The sequence below is a fragment of the Okeania sp. SIO3B5 genome (assembly GCF_010692555.1).
Classification (GTDB): Bacteria; Cyanobacteriota; Cyanobacteriia; order Cyanobacteriales; family Microcoleaceae; genus Okeania.
On record NZ_JAAHHG010000029.1, the window covers coordinates 19,399 to 41,452 of the forward strand.

17 protein-coding genes are annotated in these 22,054 nt (G+C 34.2%); 9 read left to right on the forward strand and 8 right to left on the reverse strand.

Annotated features, from left to right (window positions below):
• The first annotated feature begins 151 nt into the window (after positions 1–151).
• Complete coding sequence (locus tag F6K54_RS06660) at positions 152–292, forward strand: hypothetical protein (protein WP_293075838.1); 141 nt, start codon at positions 152–154, stop codon at positions 290–292.
• Positions 293–388: 96 nt separating this feature from the next.
• Here the strand turns inward: F6K54_RS06660 and F6K54_RS06665 are convergent, their stop codons facing one another.
• Positions 389–1,408: an endonuclease/exonuclease/phosphatase family protein gene (locus F6K54_RS06665; protein ID WP_293075840.1), complete on the reverse strand. Its 1,020-nt coding sequence runs from the start codon at positions 1,406–1,408 to the stop codon at positions 389–391.
• An 893-nt stretch (positions 1,409–2,301) separates the two neighbouring features.
• On the opposite strand from F6K54_RS06665, the gene F6K54_RS06670 reads away from it, so the two are divergent.
• The 3 genes from F6K54_RS06670 to F6K54_RS06680 all read left to right on the forward strand — a co-directional run bounded on the left by F6K54_RS06670 (position 2,302) and on the right by F6K54_RS06680 (position 5,398).
• The gene (locus tag F6K54_RS06670) at positions 2,302–2,598 is read left to right on the forward strand and encodes a hypothetical protein (protein ID WP_293075842.1); all 297 of its coding nucleotides are present in this window, start codon (positions 2,302–2,304) and stop codon (positions 2,596–2,598) included.
• Positions 2,599–3,861: 1,263 nt separating this feature from the next.
• Positions 3,862–4,599 (forward strand): PEP-CTERM sorting domain-containing protein, encoded by a 738-nt coding sequence (locus F6K54_RS06675; protein WP_293075844.1) that lies wholly within the window; start codon positions 3,862–3,864, stop codon positions 4,597–4,599.
• Between the two features lie 151 nt (positions 4,600–4,750).
• Positions 4,751–5,398, forward strand: coding sequence for a PEP-CTERM sorting domain-containing protein (locus F6K54_RS06680; RefSeq protein WP_293075846.1), 648 nt, complete (start codon positions 4,751–4,753; stop codon positions 5,396–5,398).
• A 269-nt stretch (positions 5,399–5,667) separates the two neighbouring features.
• On the opposite strand, the gene F6K54_RS06685 is transcribed toward F6K54_RS06680, so the two are convergent.
• Positions 5,668–6,384, reverse strand: coding sequence for a glycerophosphodiester phosphodiesterase (locus F6K54_RS06685; protein WP_293075848.1), 717 nt, complete (start codon positions 6,382–6,384; stop codon positions 5,668–5,670).
• A 283-nt stretch (positions 6,385–6,667) separates the two neighbouring features.
• Between F6K54_RS06685 and F6K54_RS06690 the strand changes: the two genes are divergently transcribed.
• The gene (locus F6K54_RS06690) at positions 6,668–8,011 is read left to right on the forward strand and encodes an S-layer homology domain-containing protein (RefSeq protein ID WP_293075850.1); all 1,344 of its coding nucleotides are present in this window, start codon (positions 6,668–6,670) and stop codon (positions 8,009–8,011) included.
• Positions 8,012–8,636: 625 nt separating this feature from the next.
• Positions 8,637–10,082 (forward strand): cyclic nucleotide-binding domain-containing protein, encoded by a 1,446-nt coding sequence (locus F6K54_RS06695; RefSeq protein WP_293075852.1) that lies wholly within the window; start codon positions 8,637–8,639, stop codon positions 10,080–10,082.
• A gap of 1,153 nt (positions 10,083–11,235) precedes the next feature.
• On the opposite strand, the gene F6K54_RS06700 is transcribed toward F6K54_RS06695, so the two are convergent.
• Positions 11,236–12,375, reverse strand: coding sequence for a histidinol-phosphate transaminase (locus F6K54_RS06700; RefSeq protein WP_293075854.1), 1,140 nt, complete (start codon positions 12,373–12,375; stop codon positions 11,236–11,238).
• Between the two features lie 577 nt (positions 12,376–12,952).
• Between F6K54_RS06700 and F6K54_RS06705 the strand changes: the two genes are divergently transcribed.
• The 3 genes from F6K54_RS06705 (at position 12,953) to F6K54_RS06715 (ending at position 13,783) form a co-directional block, all read left to right on the forward strand.
• Complete coding sequence (locus F6K54_RS06705) at positions 12,953–13,096, forward strand: hypothetical protein (protein WP_293075856.1); 144 nt, start codon at positions 12,953–12,955, stop codon at positions 13,094–13,096.
• A gap of 69 nt (positions 13,097–13,165) precedes the next feature.
• Complete coding sequence (locus tag F6K54_RS06710; RefSeq protein WP_293075858.1) at positions 13,166–13,384, forward strand: hypothetical protein; 219 nt, start codon at positions 13,166–13,168, stop codon at positions 13,382–13,384.
• A 69-nt stretch (positions 13,385–13,453) separates the two neighbouring features.
• Entirely contained in the window at positions 13,454–13,783 is a 330-nt protein-coding gene (locus F6K54_RS06715; protein WP_293075860.1) for a DUF559 domain-containing protein, read from the forward strand.
• Positions 13,784–13,844: 61 nt separating this feature from the next.
• Here the strand turns inward: F6K54_RS06715 and F6K54_RS06720 are convergent, their stop codons facing one another.
• The 5 genes from F6K54_RS06720 to fraC form a co-directional block, all read right to left on the reverse strand.
• Positions 13,845–14,540, reverse strand: a complete 696-nt coding sequence (locus F6K54_RS06720; RefSeq protein ID WP_293075862.1) for an SAM-dependent methyltransferase — start codon at positions 14,538–14,540, stop codon at positions 13,845–13,847.
• 2,470 nt (positions 14,541–17,010) lie between these two features.
• Positions 17,011–17,838, reverse strand: coding sequence for an ATP-dependent sacrificial sulfur transferase LarE (gene larE / locus F6K54_RS06725; RefSeq protein WP_293075887.1), 828 nt, complete (start codon positions 17,836–17,838; stop codon positions 17,011–17,013).
• 1,045 nt (positions 17,839–18,883) lie between these two features.
• Entirely contained in the window at positions 18,884–19,657 is a 774-nt protein-coding gene (locus tag F6K54_RS06730; RefSeq protein ID WP_293075864.1) for an ABC transporter permease, read from the reverse strand.
• A 475-nt stretch (positions 19,658–20,132) separates the two neighbouring features.
• Positions 20,133–21,173 carry a DUF5357 family protein gene (locus tag F6K54_RS06735; RefSeq protein ID WP_293075866.1) on the reverse strand — a complete coding sequence of 347 codons (1,041 nt, stop codon included), beginning with the start codon at positions 21,171–21,173 and terminating at the stop codon, positions 20,133–20,135.
• Positions 21,170–21,673 carry a filament integrity protein FraC gene (gene fraC, locus F6K54_RS06740; RefSeq protein WP_293075868.1) on the reverse strand — a complete coding sequence of 168 codons (504 nt, stop codon included), beginning with the start codon at positions 21,671–21,673 and terminating at the stop codon, positions 21,170–21,172. Before fraC ends, F6K54_RS06735 begins: the two co-directional genes overlap by 4 nt.
• Between the last annotated feature and the right edge of the window lie 381 nt (positions 21,674–22,054).

Below are 22,054 nucleotides of genomic sequence, written 5' to 3' on the forward strand. Positions count from 1 at the left end.
GCACTGCAATTCGACACCAAAAAGACTAAAGCCTTTATATGTCAATGCTTTTAGATTAGATCGGTCACGCCCTACTTAATTTAATACAAAATGAAAGAGGCAATATTGACTTAAGATGATAAGTTAATAGCTTTTTATTCTGGTTTAACTAATGCGAATTTGCTATGAAGTCAATAAAAATTTAGATTTAGATTTAGATAATGAATATAAGCTTTCTTCTGTTGTAGGAAAAATTCATTGGAAACGGAGCATAAAACTGAATCTTGTATCATGTTCGGTTGAAGACTTATAAATAAATAAATGATTAGGGAGTAGGGATAAAAAGAGATTTGCGATCGCTAGTGACAGGATAGTTTTTTTGATAACTAATTATCCGGGCATGATATTATTAATTTCCTGATTTGCTAATCAATAAATCTGTAATTAAAGGTAGATGATCTGAACCTAAATTTAAACCTGAATTAGCTTTTGTCTTAACATTTACAACTTGAATTTCTGAACTGATTAAACAATGATCTATGGGAATTGGAAAAAATCTAGATAAAATATACAAGACTAAAGAGTTATTAAATCTTGCAGGCCAAGTAGGAAGAATGCCAAAGCCTAAACGACTATTTCTTAATCCAGTTTCCTGTTCTAATTTTTGATAATAAGGAGACCACATTGTTATATTCAAATCTCCTGCAAGAATAACTGGATGATTTAATTTTTGAATATATTTACTAAGTTTTTCTAATATTTGATTGCGTTGTTTAAAAGTGTTTCTATATATAGGAACAGTAGGATGGGTTGCTATTAAATAAATGGTTTGTTGATTAATGTTGAAGTTAGTAATAATAGTAGGTTTGTTCGGAGCAAAAAATTTTATTGAGTAATCATTGATAGGAAATTTGCTGTAAACTGAAACAATTCCATAGGGAGGAATTCCATAGGTAGACTGAGAGGCAATTGAATTAGGTAAAATATCAGATAATGTTTGTAGATTTTGAAACCAGGTATTAGTAGGTTCTAAAAAAATTGCTATATCTGGATTTTCTTGTCTTACCATCTCGATAACTTGTGAATATTGAGAATTTCTGCCTCCATAAAGGTTATAAACTAAAATTCGCAAGTTAGGAGTTTCTTGGCTAATACCATTTCTATGAATATACCAAGGTAAAATTGGGGTGAGGTTAATAATTGTGCAAAATATGCCTACTAATAATAATCTCTTTTTGCCTGTTATACCTAAGCAACACAACAAAATTAAGCTGATTACAAAATATTGAACTTTAAAATGAGAGATTAGCTCGAAAATGATTCCTTTTTGCCAATAACCTCCTAGGGAAAACAGAGTAGTAATAATAATTCCTGTGGTTAATAAATAACTGAATATTTTTTTTAGTCGATCAAACCAGGGTATTTGCATATAGGCTTTAGAATATCCTACTTTTATTGAATAAAGAATCATGCTGATAGGCGCTCACCACCTAGTACAGTAACTATATTACAAGAATTGTAATATTAGGTTTGGTGATTAAAGAAGCTACCTTTGTTAGTAGTTACCGAAAAATTGTGGGTATGCGCCTCCCCTTTTAAGGGGATAAAAAAAGAACATATTCCTTATTTCAAGCCTCCTTATTGCAGAGGTACTGATAACTGATAACTGTTAACGTTTGCGTAGCATTCCGTAGGAAAGTTCCTCCGATAGGAGGCTAACTGATAACTGAAATAACAGTGGGTTTTATCCTGAATTGTAGGATAACTAGCTGATAATCTAATTTCTAATAATAATATATAAATAGGGCTTGCTGAAAAGGTATTTTAGTAGGGGTAGGAGACAGGAGACAGGAGACAGGAGAAATGGTATGGGAGCGAGGAAGTTAGGAGCAAGAATTGTTCCTGAGTTTTTCTGCCCAACTATGCACCTAAAATACTAACTTTTTGAGCGTTTTAGACGTGATACCAGGTACTTTTTAAAGGCCCCACAAAGGCTAAAATCTTTAATATGTCAATGCTTTTATATTTAATCAGCAAGCCCTAAATAGTAGCGATCGCTTTTCAATATTATCAGAAACATTACAGCATTTTTTCGAGTCTAGCAGGTACAAATTTTTAAACTTTAGGGAATAAAGAAAGGATATGTTAAGCATAGCTGAAAAAGAGCAAAAACTATTATGGAGAATATTCTTAACTGTAATAAATATTTCATTTCCAATTGCAGTGAATTATTTATCTAGTAACAATAAATTACCGAAATACCTGCCTTCTATTATTCTGTTTATTTAAGTTATAGTCGTAATTTACTTATTGTTTTCTTGGTTGATAAAGTTTTACAAGACTAAGGATACATTCTGGCGTTTATTAACAGCAAGAGAGAAAAAAGTCATTGACAATTATCTAGATGCTGTAAACCATGAAATAGAATTTGAACTTGGATTTAATCTAAACAATGATTATGTAACTTTATCCGGAGAACCAGGAAATCTAAATGGTCTGATGTCCCAAGAAGCTTATGAAGAAAAAGGAGGTAGTCAGCGAACTCCTTACTCCCTAAAAGTATCAATGTATGTACCTCATAACGCGCGGAAACTGCTGTATGTTGATGATGAACCGTAAGACAGAGAAATACTGTTCCCACTATTTCCCTATAATTCATCTTTTAATCTGACGATACCCCAGAAATTATACCATTTCTCAAAAACTTTTCTACATTTTGTTGAGCAGGGAACCCACCCCTCGCCCCTCCCCCTCCCAGGAGGGGAAATAGGGGAGTAGGGGAGTAGGGGAGAAGCAAAAATAAGAATAATTAACATTAATTTAGCTGAAATTAGCAAAAAAATTTTTTGCTTGTACTGATTAGTTGACAACTGAAGTACTGCCCAAGTATAGCAATACAGCGCTTTTCAAATTGATGAACCACATTTTTACACATCAAACCTTGTAAGGAGGTTCCATGGAACGTCCCTACTGTGGTTTACCCAAATGAAAACCGCTGTAATGCATGGGAATTGGTATTACATATTCGATCCAAATGTTGTAGGGCATGGACATTTGATGAAATGTCCCTAAGTTCTTTTGCGGAGATATCTATAGAAACTATATAAAAACTATTTAGTATTTTTGCTCGCAGTATGGGTTTTTGACAAAGGAGTCATAACTCAGAACTGAGGAGCTAGAGAAATAGAATAGTGGAAATTTGCCTCCACACTCCCCATCTCCCCAAATTCCACTCCTGGGAGGGGTTATATCATGTCCGGTTGAATAATTAGACAATGGTTGTCCGAAGGCAGGAGGCAGGAGGCAGGAGGCAGAAGGTTTTCTTTCATTGTCACCTTAACTTTATACACGCTCCGGTGCTACCGGACATGATATTAGGGGTAGGTTCCCACACTCCCTTGCACTATATCTGCACACATTTATCGATGCCTAATATGCGATCGCTGACCTTGGAGTTAATGTCGCAAATGTTACTATTTTGTATTCCGTATCTTGAATTGAGATAAGATTTTTTTTCTACTGAATAACACTTAGCTTTTAAGTATAAAAAATAATTTAAGGTTTAAGTGCTTGCACGATTGATACTATTTTTTTACGCTTCTAGTATAGATTGATGGTTAAATATTATTTCCTTAAAAACCTTTCACAGCAAGGCTTATAAAACATTTTTCTTATTGCATATACATTATTTTATTTAAAAAACAGCGATCAATATCACTTATAGCAATGATTTTAATCACAGTATAAAGCTTTCTATTTGAATAAAAATAGATACAGGAATACAGGCAGGGCATCTACAATACAAAAGTAGGTCATCACTAAAAAATGGCCTGAATACAAATTTAAAAGTAGCTAATTACACACACAGACTAACGAATACTTATGATTAACAGCCTAATTAACTCTAAATTCTTTGCAGGTCTAACTGCTACAGTTGCATTTACTGGCGTAATGACTAATGCTGGCATTGCTAACGCTCTGGTCAAAACATATACAGACACCTTTGAGCTAGCACCAACAGATATTACGGATGCCCTATTATCAGTTCAAAAATTTGATGGTAATCTTGGTGAACTTCAAAGTGTGACGATCGGCTTTGATGGACAGATCGTTGGCGATGCCTTAGTAGAAAGTCTGGATGCGCAAGCCCAAACTCTAACTTTTACTCTTGGAGGTACTTTGACCTTACTTGGGGATGAGATTCTTAATAACCCTTTGTTTGAAGAAGCAGTGAGTGCATCAGCTTCATTTGAAGCAACTGCTTTTGATGGTGTTATGGATTTTTCAGGTACTTCTGGTAAAAGCTTTGAGGGACTAATAGCTACATTAAGTGGAGAGAACCTCTATGATGACCAAGCTGTATTAGATTTCTTCACTGGTGCTGAAAATGTAGAGTTTTTATTCTCTGCTAGCACTGATTCAAAAGTAACAGGTGCAGCTAACATATTTGCTGGTATTACTACCCAGGCTGGAGCAAGTGTTTCAGTGACATACGCATATGAAGTGATAGATGGTGATGTTTTGTCTGAAAGAGTACCCGAACCTTCTGCAATACTTGGTTTAGGTTTATTTGCTGGGGCAGGCTTTTTATCAAAGAGGAAGGTAAGCAGTAAAGCTTAAATCAAAAAGCAAGATTTAATTAAAATAGGACTTACGCATAAATGCTATGGGTAGGATGTGTTGGTAGTAGTGTAACTGACCAAAACCCTAAACATGGCCTGAAGGATAGATTTAATACTAGCTAATTACACATACAAACAGGGTGAATACTATGATTAACAATCTAATTAACTCTAAATTCTTTGCAGGTCTAACTGCTACAGTCGCATTTACTGGCGTAATGACTAATGCTAGCATTGCTAACGCTGCTCTAATTGGGGAATTTCAATTTGCTGGTCTTGGTGTTGCTGAATTTACAAAAGACTACTTGAATTTCAATCCAAATCCAAGTGTTCTTTTTGTTAGTCCCCTTGCTGCAACAGGCAGTTTTCAGCAATTTACTGGTATTACCACTACTATCCACGGACCTGTAGAATTCGATCCATTTTCAGCACCTGTTCCATTCATAGATTTTGGTGGTGGTAATGAATTTGACCTACAACAAGCTTCTATAGGAGAAATTATTCAGAGTGGAGATAATGCATCCCTAGATATACACCTCTTTGGAACATTTTTGAGCGCAGATGGCGATCAAAATAAGGGTGCAGGTAACATAACACTTCAATTTAACGATACATTGGCAAGCACAATTGAGCAACAGCTTGATGCTGGTAACACACTTACAGCTCAATTCTCTGGTGCTGTGTTTTCTACTACTGCTTCTACTCCTGAACCAACTGCATTATTCGGTCTGGGTGTAGTTACTACAGGTTTAGTTGCTAGTCGCAAGAGAAATAAAGACTCCAAAGCAAAAATCTAGTGATGGGGCGATCGATACCTTTACTCTAATTGATCGTAGTGATATTAGAGTTAGTATCAGAATATTCTGAGAGAGCTTTGACTTAATCAAAGAATCACAATATAAGTAGTTGATAGATTCTTTCCATCAACAAAGACTTGTTCTAACTGTGGTTACGTCCAAGATATGCCATTAAATCTAAGGACTTATTCAAAATTCTATTATGAGAGAGCTTCTTGGTTATAAGAGGCTCTTTTTGTTATTTTTAAACAGATATTAATAGCTGAATACTAATTCCCATCAAATAACTTCAAAGCTAAATCTGGTCTATCTGTAATTAATGCAAATGCTCCTTGTTTGACAATTTTAACCATTAATTTTTCATCATTAATCGTCCAAACATAGATATTCTGATTAATCAATTTCATGCGCCAGACAAAACCAAATTTTATCAATTGATAATTAGGTGAAACAAAGTCAGCTTTAGTTGTAAACAAACGAAATTCAGGAAAGATTTCTGATAATCTAGTAGCGATTAAATTTTTGGGTTTACTAAGTCCTAATAACAGACCAGTTGTAATTCGATTATCTATTTGTTTAACCGTAATAATAGCAGCATCAAGAAAAGATTTAATCACATAATCTTGGTAATCTAAATATTTTTTGACTAAATTAACTATCTCCAATTCATATCCCACTTCTTTCAATTCAATATCAAGTTTAATTTTCCCCCGACACAACTTCAACACATCCTCTACCAATGGCACATCAAAACCTTTTTGCCGAGAAATATCCAAAAGTTGTTGATAACTCAAATCACTAATATTCATCCCATCAATTGATTCATCATGAAACGTAATGAACAAATTATCCTGAGTTTTTCTCACATCAAACTCCACCATTGGTACACCCAATTCAATAGCTTTTTCAAAAGAAGCTAAAGTATTTTCAAATTCCACCAAGCCAGATGCGCCCCGGTGAGCAATAATTAATGGTTTAGTAGTCATTTCAAGAATTTAGAATTTAGAATTTAGAATTTAGAATTACCTCTTCTTAATAAATATAAATAAGAGGATTGGATAAAAGGATTTTTTTTCTTCTCTTGGTCGATTGGATATAATGACCCTGCTTTAAACCTTAATTATTCGGTAAGTACCTAAAATACCACTTTTAACTTTTAACTTTTAACTTCTAATTTTTGACTTCTAACTTTTGACTTCTAACTTTTGACTTCTTCCTTTTCTCCCTAATCGTAGTCTAATCTAGAGCTGTCACTATATAGCTATAACAATGACAAATATACCTCCGAACCCACCTTCACGGCCAAGGCCAGTGGAACGTGATGAGTGGATTGCAATATTTGTAGCCTTAGCAACTCTTGGCAGTGTATTTTTCTGGACAACGACTAGAGGAAATAATGGGTTTAATTTATTCTCTAAACCTATTCTTTCTTCATCTGAATCTGAAATAGTTGATAGTCCAGATGTTAGTACAGAGGAGTCAATCTTTAGCTTAGGCACACCACAACTTAATACCCTGACTGGCGAACCAGCATCAAATTTTGGTCAAGCACTTTCTTCTTCTGAAGAGTTAGAAACAAGTTTGGCTACTCTGACTCCTATTAATGATACTTTTGAGGAGTTAGAAACAAGTGTTACAGGTTTGAATCAAGCTAATACTGAGACTGAGACAACACTCGAATTAGCCAAACCGCCAAAAGTCCCACAAGTAGGCAAGAATTTGGCCACATTGGGTATTGGAAGTATGTTATCTGGATCTCCAATGACAACTCCACCTTTACCTGTGGCCCCCCCTATTCCTAGTTTAACAACAGAGTCACCCACGGCAACTTCTCCTTCTCCAGAGGAGATAACTTTCAAGTCACCTGGAGCAAGTGAAACAGCTACTTCTCCTCCTCCAGAAGCAGAAACTACTGACTCATTCACGGCAACTTCTCCTTCTCCAGAGCAGGCAACCTCTGAAGTTCCGTTAGCTGGTACAACAGCGCCATCTCCTGAAACATCTCCTCCTATTGGCAAAGTTAAATTTTCTGATGTTCCGGATGATTTTTGGGCCAGTAATTTCATTCAACCTTTGAGAGAAAGTGATATTATTGCTCAAGTTGATAGTGATAAATTCGAGCCAGATAAACCTGTAACACGAGCTGAATTAGCTACTCAAATTCCTAAAGTATTTGAGGAAAAATCAACAGGAAGTACTGTTAAATATAAGGATGTACCAGAAGATTTACCAACTCAAGAAGGAATTCAAAGAGCTACTAAATCTGGCTTTTTGAGTGGGTATCCAGGAAATGTTTTTCGTCCAGAACAAGAAGTACCAAAATTACAGGTATTAGTTGCTTTAGCTAGTGGCTTAAATCTGGAAATTCCATCAAATCCTGATAAAGTTTTAAGTATTTATAAAGACAAAGAAAAAATACCTGATTGGGCTAAGGAAAAAGTAGCAGCAGCTACTGCAACTGGATTGGTAGTAAATCATCCAGATGTAAAAATTTTGAATCCAGATAAACCTGCTACTCGTGCTGAAGTTACAGCAATATTTCATCAGGCTTTAGTAAGATTAGGAAAGGTAGAACAGGTTTCATCAGAATATATTGTGACTCCAAAAAATTAAAATTTGCTGTCCTTTTTCATGAACAGTTTTTCTCTAAATATTTACCCTAAATAATCAATCTCTAAAACACCCGGTTTCTTCTAGAGACCGGGTTGCTAATATTAAGGAAGAGGGAAGAAGGAAGAAGGAAAAGGGAAGAAGGAAAAATCTTGATTTTGCTTTCCCTTTTTTGATTTTGCTTCTAAGGCTAATTACTTGATTTCATTAATATAAAAAATTTTATGTTATACTAATTTGAAAAAAATAATACTAGACTTAAGTAACATTTCAATTATTAAGTAATTAACATATACTGAATAATTTTTTGTTCATCAATGGATAATGGATAATGAATAATGGATAATTACCTCTGGTTAAAACCGAGAGGATTGAATATAAGGAAATCTGATTTCTTCTCTTGGTCGATTGGATATGGTTAGGAAACCCATCCATCCCTCGACCGCTTTTTTCTCCTTAAAAGGAGAGGCAATAAAGCCGAATGGATTAATTATCAATTATCAATTATCAATTGTTAATTATCCATTGTAATTATTAACCAGTTATTGTTAACTATTCTTATTTTTACTCCCCCACTCCCTGACCTATCCCTGTATCCGTGCCATAATCAGTGTGAGCCACTCTCCTTATGCTCCAAAAAGTACAAGATTTATTATTACAACTAGCTCAAATGTTTACAACTCCCCTACTATTTGTCGGGGATACTTATATATCTTTAAGTTTACTTTTAAAACTATTTTTATATTTAATTGTAGTTATTTTATTCGGTAGAATCTTCAAAAATTTACTCAAAAAAATATTTTTAGTAAAACTAGGTATAGATGAAGCTAATAGAGAAGCAATATCTACAATATTTAGCTATGGAATAAGCACGTTGGGTGTGATAGTTATTCTACAAACACAAGGTTTTAATGTCTCTTCATTAGCAGTTTTAGCCGGGGGTTTAGGTGTAGGTATTGGTTTAGGATTTCAGAATATTACTAAAAACTTTATTAGTGGTTTGAATGTACTGATAGAAAGACCAATAAAAATAGGAGATTTTATTGAATTAGATAATGATTTAGGTTTTGTAGAAGAAATTGGTTTGCGTTCAACAAGAATTAGAACATTACAGGGTAGTCATATAATTATTCCTAACGGCATTTTAATAGAAGGAAAAATACATAACTTAAGCTACGATAGTTTTCAAGGTAGGATTGAACTTGATATTTTTGTCTCTGACGATAGTGATCCAGTATTAGTTACAGAAACGATACTAATGTCTGCTTATATGGAACCTGTAGTATTACGAGAACCACCTCCAAAAGTTTTGTTTCTGGGGTTTGAAGATAACGCTTTTAAGTTTCAATTATGGGTATGGGTAAAGAAAATTTATAATCAACCAGTTTATATGAGTTCTTTACGGTTTATTATCTACAATAACTTACATCAACAAGGTATTTTAATTCCTTGGGACCATTTTAATATATACCTCCATAATCCACAAGAATCACAACATTTAGAATCATCTCAAAATACTGTTCTTCATGGGGTAAGAAACCATCAGTCTATACCGAGTAAACCTCTATCAGCGAGGGATTTATTATTAGAAGTTACTTATTTTGAAAACTTTACTGATGTTGAGTTACGAAAATTGATAGAAGTAGGGTATAGAAAACGTCTTAGACCATTAAAAATTTTATTTCATGAAGGAGATCCTGGTGATACTTTTTATATTATTCTTTCAGGTTCAGTAGAGGTATTTGCTGAAAAAATTAATAAACATTTGACTACTCTAAAAGCTGGAAATTTTTTTGGAGAATTAGCTTTAATGTTAGGTATTCCTCGTACTGCTTCAGTCAGGGCCCTTGAAGATACAATTTTATTTGCTATTCATAAAAAAGGCTTTGAGAAAATATTACATGAAAATCCAGAATTAGCAGAGGTAATTGTGCAAGAGTTGGGTAAACATCAAGAAGAATTATCTGAACGTCAAAATGAACTTAGAAGATTGGGATTAGTTAATGCAGAAGAAGATGATAAAAATCCTGTGGTTTGGGTTAGAAATCGTCTGAAAAATCTGTTTAATTTATAATTAGGGTTTGCTGATTGAAGAAGGAGTCAGGAGACAGGAGACAGGAGACAGGAGAAATGGGAATTATAGAGGAGATAGTCGGAAAAATTGTCCCAAGATTTTTCTGCCATAATCATCCCAAAATACTAGCTTTTTGCAGCTTTTTGAGCTGAAAAGCTGGCACTTTTTTCTACAAAAAAATGTTAAAACCAATATCAGTCAATACTTTGATATTTAATCAGCAAACCCTAATTAGGGTTTGCGCTCAAAAGTCTTTTAGTAGGGGTAGGAGACAGGAGACAGGAGACAGGAGACAGGAGAAATGGGAATTATAGAGGAGTTAGTCGGAAAAATTGTCCCAAGATTGTTCTGCCATAATCGTCCCAAAATACTAGCTTTTTGCAGCTTTTTGAGCTGAAAAGCTGGCACTTTTTTCTACAAAAAAATGTTAAAACCAATATCAGTCAATACTTTGATATTTAATCAGCAAACCCTAATTATTCATTATTAATTGCTGTTTGCGTAGCATTCCAAAGGAATAGCTGACTGCTAATGGCTGAATGCTTACCGAGAAATTGTGGTTTAAAGCCTCCCCTTTTAAGGGGAAAAAAGAAAAAAAATTTCCTTTGAGTCAATCCTTTTTTTTCAAGGAGAGGTAATAATTAGGGTTTGCGTATGGAAAGTCTTTTGCTAGGGGTAGGAGACAGGAGACAGGAGACAGGAGAAATGGAAATTATAGAGGAGGAAGTCGTAAAAATTGTCCCAAGATTTTTCTGCCATAATCATCCCAAAATACTAGCATGCATGAGCTTTTTAGACCGAAAACCTTGCACTTTTTTAGACCAAAAAAGGCTGAAACCAATATCTGTCAGTGCTTTGATATTTAATCAGCAAACCCTAATTAGGGCTTGCTGAAAAAGTCTTTTTTCGTAGGGGTAGGAGACAGGAGACAGGAGACAGGAGACAGGAGAAATGGCTTGGGAGCGAGGAGGTAGGAGTAAGAATTGTCCCAAGATTTTTCTGCCCAACTATGCGCCTAAAATACTAACTTTTTGAGCGTTTTAGACTGAAAACCAGACACTTTTTTCGATCCAAAAAAGGTTAAATCCTTTATATGTCAATGCTTTCAGATTTATTCAGCAAACCCTAATTATTCATTATTCATTATTAATTATTAATTATCAAAAATATCTTTAATTCTCTCAATTGTACGCTGATTTTCTTCAGGAGTTCCTACCGTAATTCTTAAACCACCACCTGTATGACGAATTAAAGTCCCCTGATTTTTAAGTTGCTGCATCAAATTATTTAAACCTTCTTCCTGAGACAAATTTTCTCCTAATAAACTCAACCCTTTATCCGTAAGTCTGGCATAAAAGAAATTAGCCGTACTTTCCCAAACTTGTAGAGCTGAAATTTCCCCAAAACTATCAAATAACTTAGTTCTTTCTGTCAAAATTTCCGGTATAAAAGATAGAACCTCTTGTCTATAGGTAAGCACTAATTTAGCAGCAGCTTGAGAAAAACTTGGTAAATTATAAGGAAGGCGAACTTTTTCCAAATTAATAATAACTTCTGGATGAGCGATCGCATATCCTACCCGGAGAGAAGCTAATCTAAAAGCTTTAGAAAATGTTCTTAAAATTACCCAATTAGGATGTTGGTTTAATTGCTCAACCACAGTAGTCTGACTAAACTCAAAATATGCTTCATCAATGACTACCATAATTTCTTCAGGCAAACTAAGTAACCATTCTAATTCTTGAGCAGTTAAAGCATTAGCTGTAGGAGAGTTTGGATTAACAACAAATACCACTTTTACAATCGAATTGTTTGTTTGATTAATAGCATCCTGAGCAGCAGAAATATCTATTTCAAAATTTGCCTCACTTCTACCAATATTGACTATGGAAATACCAAGAGTTTTGGCAATAATAGAATACATAGAAAAAGTAGGAGTAGCAGTTAAAATAGAACCTTCTCCCCCTAAACAAGTAGCAATTAAAATAGAACGAATTAACTCATCTGAGCCATTACCAACAGAAATATTATTGGCAGAAATATTAACTGATGGAGTTGCTTCATTCACATATTGAGCTATAGCTTCTTTAAGTTGAAAATGACTGCCATCTGGATAACGGTTTGTTTCAATTAACTCTTGATAATTTCCAGCTAACTTTTGTTTTAAATTATCCGATAAATCATAAGGACATTCATTAGTATCCAGTCTATCTAAAGGAATTTCTGAACTGCCACCAGGATGAGGTGTATAAGCTTTAAGATTACTAAGGTCTGAACGAATAAAAGAAAACATAACTTGATTGAATAATTTTTGCTTATTAATTAAAGCATATCATTGATTATAGACTTCACGGGATTATTCAGAAAATTAAACTACAATAAATAATACCAAACCAGATTATTATAAGCTGATTATGCAGTGAGGTCATTTTAGTTATCAGTTCTCAGTACCTCTGACGCTCACCCAGAGCCTTGACATAAGGAATATTCTCTTTTTTTATCCCCTTAAAAGGGGAGGCGCATACCCTTTTTTTTTGGTAAAAAGTAAGCCTTAATAGGCAATAGAGGGAATATATAATTAGCTTTTCTAAACCGGATTTGGTATTATTTCTCTAGTTTTATGCCAAAATATATTCTTTCTCTACAAAACAAAATCTTACAACGCTGCACCTGCTAAAACGAACCTTCTATTGCTGCCATCTTTGGTAGCAATGGAACGAAAACCTATGCTAAGGCTGTCGGTGATATATACTTTCTTAGAGTATTGTATTTAAAGTTTTAATATGACAGATTTACAACTTGTATGACAGAAAATAATAGACAAATTAGAATTAGTCTCTACAAAGGCATTATTTCAACATTGTGCAAAATTGATCGATTTAGATTTTGACAAAAAGAGAGCAATTATTTTTGTTGAAAAGTTCTTAAAAATGGCCGAAAGTCGGTATAGCAAATTAGAAAAAGCTGTTTCTGAAGCATTAGGAGAAGACTTTATATCATGTCCGGTTGAATAATTAGATTTTGGTGGAAGGAAGGCAGGAGGCAGGAGGCAGGAGGCAGAAGGTTTTCTCAAGAGTGTCACCTTGATTTTATACACAAACGATGCTACCGGACACGATATTAAACCAATTTTAACAGACAATCAAAGCCTACCTTATAAAAATCGTTATGAATTTTCAGATGAATTTTCAGATGAAGATTTAGATTTAGATTTAGATTCAAATTCATCTAATTTAGTAAGTCTAACAGTTGAGGATTTTCAAGAAAGAAAACTTAAAATTCTACGCCAAATTGAACTTTAAAATAATAGTACAAATGTAGAACCATTAAATAACTGTAGATTTAAAGATAATCCTATTAAATGGAAAAATTTGAATTTTCGTTCTCAATCAGAAGTAAAAATAGCAGAAGAACTTGACAAAAGAGGTATATGTTTTTTCCCAAATAGCGCCCTGAGATTGACAACCAAAAAAGGTCGTGAAAATAAAGAACCAGATTTTTTTGTCTTGTATAATAAAAAATATGCAATACTTGAAGTAGATGGGATATCTCATACATCTGAAAGACGAGTAGAAAAACAAGAAAGAGAAAGAGATTTTGAAATAAATGGCATGAGGATTTTCCGTTTTGATTCAAATCAATGCTATAACAATCCAAGTTTAGTTGTTGATGAATTTTTAGAACTTCTGAATAATATTTAAAGTTAAGATCAACATTAGTTATTCAAGTTTAGACATAAAATATAAATACTCAAAATTTGTATTAATAGCTAATAGCTGATGGCTGAATGCTTATCATTTGATTACCTCCTTTTTGAAATTCATAATCTACTTGCCGAATTTCTGTTCTATATCCTTTAGTCGATAATTTATCAATTATTGGCATTAATAATGGAGATATTTTTCCAGAAAGTTCTAACACAGGAAAAATGCGTATTTGTTTAGCAACTCGACACATTTCTAAAATTGATTCTAGATGAAATTCTGCTGAGAGACGATCAGAATATAAAAATAGAAAATGGCTGCATAAAGCTAAATCAAATTTGTGATTATCAAAAGGCAGTTTCGGCAGTTCAGCAGTTAAATAACGTTTTTGCTGAAACCCATGAGGAAAGTCTAATAAAAATTTTTCCATTGTTGCCATTCTGACTTTTAGTAGATTTTCTGGCGACTGTAGATTTTGCCAAACAAAAGTATCATAATTTGCTTTTGCTTGGTCAATCATATTTTGAGAAATTGCCTGAATACGTTGAGAAATTTCATCAGCATTGAACTGATATATTGGGTCGCAGGAAATGACGTTATATCTTTGAAAAGTCATTTCATAATTAAAACTTGAAGGTCCTCCTGCACAGTCGAGAATTTTTAATTTCTTCTCTTCTGGAGTAAGGTCGAACATAGAAATATATTCGTCAATATTTCGACCCCAAGGTACTATTTTTTCTAGTTTAATTGTCATAGTTATTTCTTAGGAGTCAGGAGTCATAACGAAGTCAGAAGTCAGCAAGTCAGAAGTCAGAAGTTAACCCACCCCTCGCCCCTCCCCTCCTGGGAGGGGAAGTAGGGGATGCGTGAGCAACTCTCCAAAAATATTACGCCTTAAAAGGCGGGGTTTTAGACCCATGTTATTTTGATAAAGTATTTTAATTTCTCTTATTATTCGTAACATTCTTTTTCCAAATTGGTATTACCCACTACACCCCTCAAATTTTGGTACTTCACAAAATGATTTGACTATTGCGGCATACATAATAGAGAGAGGAAGTAGATATTTCTGTACAACACACTCTAAAGTTATGCGCTTCACAAAATGACTTGACTATTGCGGCATACATAATAGAGAGAGGAAGTAGATATTTTCCCACTACACACTTTAAAATTATGCGCTTCACAAAATGACTTGACTATTGCGGCATACATAATAAAGAGAGAGGAAGTAGATATTTCTGTACAACACACTCTAAAATTATGCGCTTCACAAAATGACTTGACTATTGCGGCATACGCAATAAAGAGAGGGAAGTAGATATTTCTGTACAACACACTCTAAAGTTATGCGCTTCACAAAATGACTTGACTATTGCGGCATACGCAATAAAGAGAGGGAAGTAGATATTTCTGTACAACACACTCTAAAGTTATGCGCTTCACAAAATGACTTGACTATTGCGACATACATAATAAAGACAGAGGAAGTAGATATTTTCCCACTACACACTTTAAAATTATGCGCTTCACAAAATGAAACGACTATTGCGGCATACGCAATAAAGAGAGGGAAGTAGATATTTCTGTACAACACACTCTAAAGTTATGCGCTTCACAAAATGAAACGACTATTGCGGCATACGCAATAAAGAGAGGGAAGTAGATATTTCTGTACAACACACTCTAAAGTTATGCGCTTCACAAAATGAAACGACTATTGCGGCATACATAATAAAGACAGAGGGAAGTAAATATTTTCCCACTACACACTCTAAAGTTATGCGCTTCACAAAATGATTTGACTATTGCGGCATACGCAATAAAGAGAGGGAAGTAGATATTTCTGTACAACACACTCTAAAGTTATGCGCTTCACAAAATGATTTGACTATTGCGGCATACGCAATAAAGAGAGGGAAGTAGATATTTCTGTACAACACACTCTAAAGTTATGCGCTTCACAAAATGATTTGACTATTGCGGCATACGCAATAAAGAGAGGGAAGTAGATATTTCTGTACAACACACTCTAAAGTTATGCGCTTCACAAAATGATTTGACTATTGCGACATACGCAACACAGAGGAAGTAGATATTTCTCTACGACACACTCGGAAATTATGCGCTTCACAAAATGATTTGACTATTGCGGCATACACAATAGAGAGAGGAAGTAGATATTTTTCCACTACACACTCTAAAGTTATGCGCTTCACAAAATGAAATGATTATTGCGTATGCCGCAATAGAGAGGGAAGTAGATATTTCTGTACAACACACTCGGAAGTTATGCGCTTCACAAAATGAAATGATTATTGCGTATGCCGCAATAGAGAGGGAAGTAGATATTTCTGTACAACACACTCGGAAGTTATGCGCTTCACAAAATGAAATGATTATTGCGTATGCCGCAATAGAGAGGGAAGTAGATATTTCTGTACAACACACTCGGAAGTTATGCGCTTCACAAAATGAAATGATTATTGCGACATACGCAACACAGAGGGGAAGTAGATATTTTTCTACAACACACTCTAAAGTTATGCGCTTCACAAAATGATTTGACTATTGTGGCATACGCAACACAGAGGAAGTAGATATTTTTCCACTACACACTTTAAAGTTATGCGCTTCACAAAATGACTTGACTATTGCGGCATACGCAACACAGAGGGGAAGTAGATATTTTTCCACTACACACTTTAAAGTTATGCGCTTCACAAAATGACTTGACTATTGCGTATGCCGCAATAGAGAGGGAAGTAGATATTTCTCTACAACACACTCGGAAGTTATGCGCTTCACAAGATGAAATGATTATTGCGGCATACATAATAAAGAGAGGAAGTAGATATTTTTCTACAACACACTCTAAAGTTATACGCTTCACAAAATGATTTGACTATTGCGGCATACACAACAGATAGGGGAAGTAAATATTTTCCCACTACACACTCGAAAATTATGCGCTTCACAAAATGATTTGACTATTGCGACATACACAATAAAGAGAGGAAGTAGATATTTCTCTACGACACACTTTAAAGTTATGCGCTTCACAAAATGATTTGACTATTGCGACATACACAATTAAAGAGAGGAAGTAGGTATAGTAGTCCCCAAGACATTTAGGAAATAAAAGGCAAATATAGTCTTGGCAGAGCAAGTGTGGCCGCTATTCGCCTAATTATGGAAATAACCCAATTTCTAGAAAATCTACCCTAAACTTTTCCCCCCAATACCTCCGGCGACAAAACCCGATTTAACTTCCCACTCCGGTATCCTTCTAAATCTAAAGTGACATAAATAAACCCAAACTCTTTAAACCTTTCTACCAACTGAGGCAAATTTATTGTCAACACAAACTCTTTGATTTGTTCAGGGGGAAGTTCAATTCTCGCAGTATCTTTTTCCGAACGAACTCGTAAATTTTTTAATCCCAAATTCCGCAAATATCTTTCCCCACGACCAACTCTTTGTAACTTTTCAAAAGTAATTTCTTCCCCATAAGGAAAACGGGAACTTAAACAAGGTTGAGCTGGTTTATCCCACCAAAGCAAACCCAATTCCTTAGCAAGTTGTCTAACTTCAAACTTACTAATTCCTAATTCTGCTAAAGGCGATCTAGCTCCTCTTTCTTTTGCTGCTTGAATACCAGGACGATAATCTCGTAAATCATCTGCATTTACCCCATCAACTACATAAGAATAACCCCGCTTTAAAGCCAAAGGTTTGAGAGTATCATGCAATTCACTTTTACAAAAATAGCAACGATTTATAGGATTAGAAGTATAATTAGGATTCTCCATTTCATTAGTTTCTACCTCTTCATGAGAAATACCAATTACTGCCGCTTGAATACGAGCATCTTCTAAATCTTCAGGTAATAAAGAAGGAGAAATAGCAGTTATAGCTAAAGCTTTATTTCCCAAAACATCATAAGCGACTTTTGCTACTAAAGTACTATCTATGCCGCCGGAGTAAGCAATCAAAGCTTTCTCCATTTCTGAAAATATTTTTTTCAGTTCTTTTAGTTTTTTTGTTAACATCATTTCCTCTATTTATGTAAGCATTCAGCAGTCAGCTATCAGCTATCAGCTATTTGTTATTTGTTATTAACTCATGTCATACTAGAGGGGAATTATCTACCCAAGAGAATTAAAATTCCACTATTTGAAATTGGCTATAACTTAACCTCAGTTCTTGCTTGAATATGTTCATGCATCTGATGGCTGTTTGCGGAGCATGACCTAGGAAATGCTAATAGCTGAATGCTTACCTATTTATTGATTTTTACTGTTGTTAATTTAATTCTTATTGATTATAGCAATTATAGAAGGAAGAAGGAAGAAGGAAGGAGGAAGAAGGAAGAAGGAAAGAGGAAGGAGGAAGATTGATATTCTGTTTTTTTTAGATATTCTATAAATCAAGAGTAGTAATGGCAGTTCCTATAGGTGCTAGTATAGTACGGTGGAAATACAGATATTATTTTTATTAAATACTCATTGTCAGATTTTTTGGGGAAATTATCAATTCCCAACAATTCCTGGAATTCGCTATTAGCTCAAACTTTCTCACTTACACCCTTAAATTTTTCTCTAGTTAATTGACTTGAGAAAAACCAAACGGGCAAGATGCCCATTCCACATAAATTATTCTTTCAAATTATATACGGAACAGGCAAGATGCCCATTCAACGTCAGATTTTGTGGAGAAATTATCAATTATCTGACATTGCTGAAATTAATTATTAATCCAAACTTTCTCAACTACAACCTCAAAGTTTCCTCTAGTTAATTGACTTGAAAAAAACCAAACGGGCAAGATGCCCATTCCACATAAATTATTCTTTCAAATTATATACGGAACAGGCAAGATGCCCATTCAACGTCAGATTTTGTGGAGAAATTATCAATTATCTGACATTGCTGAAATTAATTATTAATCCAAACTTTCTCAACTACAACCTCAAAGTTTCCTCTAGTTAATTGACTTGAAAAAAACCAAACGGGCAAGATGCCCATTCCACATAAATTATTCTTTCAAATCATATACGGAACGGGCAAGATGCCCATTCCACAAACCGTCTTAAATTCAAAACTCTCGCCGAGCAAAAATAGCTATAGTAATAGATAAAATCAACATTGTATAAAGCAAAGCATAACCAAAATTAGTAACTAAAGTAGCTATACTTGGCAGTAGACCATATACAGCATCATTTTTCAAATCTAACCTGCTTAAATCTGGTAATACTACATATAATCCCATCATTAACTTTCTAACTCCAGGATTATCACTTAACTCACCCAACTTAACCAAATCTCTACTTAAATTCCCCATTAAATAAACGCCAAAAGTAAATAATGTCGCTAATAGAGAACTGGTAAATACACCAAACAAAATTGCTACCGCAGTAAGTAAAGACAACTGAATAAAAATAAATATTACTGCTACTAAAATACTAACCATAGGATATGAAATCCCACTGAAATGCAGAATTAATCCATATATTATTGTCATAGTCAACAATAAAACAGCCAAAACTGCTGATAAACCAATATACTTACCAATAATTAATTCCGAACGACTTAACGGTTTAGCAATCAAAACATAAACAGTGCGTTTTTCAATTTCTTTATTCACCAAAGCAGTACCAATAAAAACCGTCACTATCAAACCTAAAACACTAATAACTGCCAACCCAAAATCTAAAATTATTTTATCCTCCGTACCTACAGATAATTCTGGAATTAATCTAATAGCAGCAATCATTAATAAAGCAAAAAAAATAATTAAATAAAGGATGCGATCGCGAATTACTTCCCAAAATACATTTTGAGAAATTGCCAGAATTCTCCCTAGATTCATAAAATGTTTCCTAACCTTCTATTTCTACTTATTTTTTATCTTTTCTTTTGCAGGTTTAATACCCCACTATAAACCTATCCCTTGGGTGCATCTCAATGCGTGAATAAAGCCAAAAATTTATGGCTTTTAGGCAACAGGCAACAGGCAACAGGCAACAGGCAACAGGCAACAGGCAACAGGGAATAGGGAATATATAGGAAAAAAGTCTTTTTGCAAATATGAGATGCACCCTATCCCTTCTTGTAGATGGGGGGGTGGGGAGATGGGAAGATGGGGAAAAAAGCCTCTAATTAAATACGTTTACTCTCCCGGAATACCCATTGAATGGCTAACAAATAAATTCTATCTTTTGTCAAGTTTTATGTTAAGTAAAGATGTTTATAAAGCATAACTATTAACAGGGGTGCTTAAAATTAATTTAGGGTTTGAATCCCACCCATGCTATTTTCCCTTCTGCCTTCTGCCTTCTTCAACTCTAAATTTTTTTCACATCTTCTGACTGGTTTTCTGACTTAACAAGTTTCTTTTCTACAGCACCACATTCAACATTTCCAACTCTAATTGGTACTGCTTGATTTTGTGAAGTAGTACCAGATCTTCTTTGCCCTACTCTTTCCTCGATTTTACAATTCTTACTAAGATAATAACTTTCATCTTTTGCTGTAAGTCCTTTCCAAAATAATTTTAACTCTACCTGATATCCAGACTGATTAGCAACTATTGGTGTCTCTAACTTCCAGAAATTATCTTCTTTAACTTCAGATATTTCTTTAGTCGCCTCATCTTTAATACTTTGCAGTTTCAACTTCATATTAGGTACTGATAAATCCACTCTTTGAGTTCCTAAATCATTGTTCAGTCTCTCTTCCATTAAATTCAGAATTTTTGCACCTCTATAATCATTTATTGAAGGAGTTATCAACCGATAAACAAATGTACTTTTACTTAAATCATCTTCTCCCATTGTCGGATATTCTTGCACTATTCCCTGAATCATAAAATATAATCCCAACCAACAACTAACCAAAAAATTGACCAAAACTAAAATAACAAAACTCGGCTTTGACAATACATCAACTTTTTGATTCGTTGATTCTTCCGGAGTATTCAACACTAAAATTACCGCTGCTATACACACAGCAATTACTGGCCAAGACACTATAGCAACATATTTCAAATTGCTCTCTAATTTTTCATATAAAAGAAAGCAAATTAACCCTGCTGTAATCCAGGGACTTAAACTTATACCTCGAAATACAAATGGTTTCTGAGTAGTTAACCATCCGACAGAAAATGTTAAAAATAACCAACTTAAAACAGAAATAAAATCAACTTCTACTTGCCTATTACCATCAATTTCAGCCACAGCTATTGACACCAGTAATAACATTCCACTCAACAATAAAAATGTTTTCCAATGCCAAAACTTAGGAGGAAGTAATAAATTTAGTAGATTCTTTAAAATGTCAATAAGACCTTTAAACAGATCGGTAAAACTTTTCCAAATTGCTTTCATATTAATTTAAACCTCTGCAGAAATAAAATAAATACTATTGCTAAATGACTGCAAATATGAGCCAGTGTAATCACTAAAAACGTTGGCGTTCTTAATTGTCCTAATGCTTGTGATAAATTCATACTAGCACCACTATTTTTAGATTTTTTATTCCATCGATTTTCACACCAATTAAAACCGATAAACTTCACAATTAGAGAAATAAAAAAACTAAGAAATATGAAAAGTATAAATATAGGATAAATCGTGCCAATCTTACCAAATAAAATATAAGCTACGACTTCTTTTTCCCAGATATTTGGCACAATACTTACTATATAAAAAAAGAATATCCACCCTATACAAGTAGAAACTAAATTCATTACAGTTGCATACTGAACACTAACTTTTGGAATGAATTTAAGTCGATATTGAAGAAAAAATGATTCAATGGCAATTACTAATAATAATATTAAAGAGCCAGAGACAATAGCCCTCAAAGGCAAAATAGTTAAGTTCATATAGCAATCCTATTTAAGTCGTAATATTTTAGTGGTGGTTAGGAGTCAAGAGTCATTTCAGTTATCAGTTATCAGTTATCAGTACCTATAGTTAAAGTCAAAGGCTTGAAATATTGAACTTGATTTTCTCTTGGTCGATTGGATATGGTTAGGAAACCCATCCATCCCTCGACCGCTTTTTCATCCCCTTGAAAGGGGAGGCTTGATACCTTATTTTTTGGTCAGAAGTCAGATAGGGGATATTATATATAATAATTCAGGACTTACCGAAAAATTGGGTTTAAAGCCTCGCCCATAAGCGGGCGACTTTACTATAATTGCGCTATAATGAGACCGGTTATGTACCCGCCTTGTCTCATAAATACTGTAGAAAAGAAGATT